The 900-nt window shown below is 64.8% G+C and carries 1 protein-coding gene and 1 pseudogene; one reads left to right on the plus strand and one right to left on the minus strand.

Going from position 1 to position 900, the window contains the following annotated elements; genetic code table 11:
• Positions 1–447, minus strand: a pseudogene (locus GORHZ_RS29215) (HNH endonuclease); the annotation flags it as partial.
• A 136-nt stretch (positions 448–583) separates the two neighbouring features.
• Between GORHZ_RS29215 and GORHZ_RS29220 the strand changes: the two are divergent.
• Positions 584–900, plus strand: a 317-nt coding sequence (locus GORHZ_RS29220; RefSeq protein WP_006339663.1) for a VOC family protein, incomplete at its 3' end; no start/stop codon positions are given.

A 900-nucleotide genomic window follows, 5' to 3' on the forward strand; every position in this document is an offset into this window, starting at 1 on the left:
GTGTGGAATCTTGTCCAGTGCCTCGATGGCGTTGCGTACGTGTGCCGGCCCGACCGCACCCGCGGCGAACGCCTCGGCCAGGTTCGGATACTTGGGTTCCGCCTCCTCGCCGTCCAGGCGACAGAACCGGCCGGTGGCCTCGATATGCTCACGACGACGCCGCGGATCGCTCACCCGTAGATCCACATTCATGAAGTTGGTGAGTGTGCGATAGCCCATCGCCCGGGGCAGACCCCGATCCGAGATGGCCACGACCTCCCGATTCCCCTGATACATCAGCCGGTTGATCGCCCGCTCGTTGGAGCGCGCCACCTCCACCAGCTCCTCGTCCGAGCACGACGACATGTCGGCGTCTGCCAGCCGATCGAGCACAGCATGCAGCTCGGAGAGCAACCCGGGGACGTCCGACAGCGATGGCAGCGTCCCTGCCTGCGGCTGTTCAACCATCTGCCCACCCCCCTGTGTCGAACGTATGTTCGACAATAGCGGAGTCGAGTGACCCTCACAACCCTTCGGGCGGTCTTTCTTCGGCCCGCTTTCTCGACGAGTCGTCGAGGCGCGAAACCCGTCCTACCCTGGACTCATGATCACCGCACTGCACACGCTGATCTACTGCGAGGACCCCGACGCCGCACGCGCCTTCTTCCGCGATGTTCTCGGGTTCGCCGGTGTCGACACCGGTGGCGGTTGGCTGATCTTCAAGACCGGCCCCAGTGAGTTGGGCGCTCATCCGAGCTCGTGGGAGTACCAGGGAACGACCGGTGGAACCGATCAACGCTTCGACGTGTCGTTCATGTGTGATGACCTCACCGCGACGATGGCGGAGCTCTCGGCGAAGGGCGCCGAGTTCTCCGGCCCGCCGGTCGAGGAACCGTGGGGTGTCACCGTGGGCGTGAAGGT

Origin of the sequence: Gordonia rhizosphera NBRC 16068, from assembly GCF_000298195.1 — a bacterium.
Taxonomy (GTDB): domain Bacteria; phylum Actinomycetota; class Actinomycetes; order Mycobacteriales; family Mycobacteriaceae; genus Gordonia; species Gordonia rhizosphera.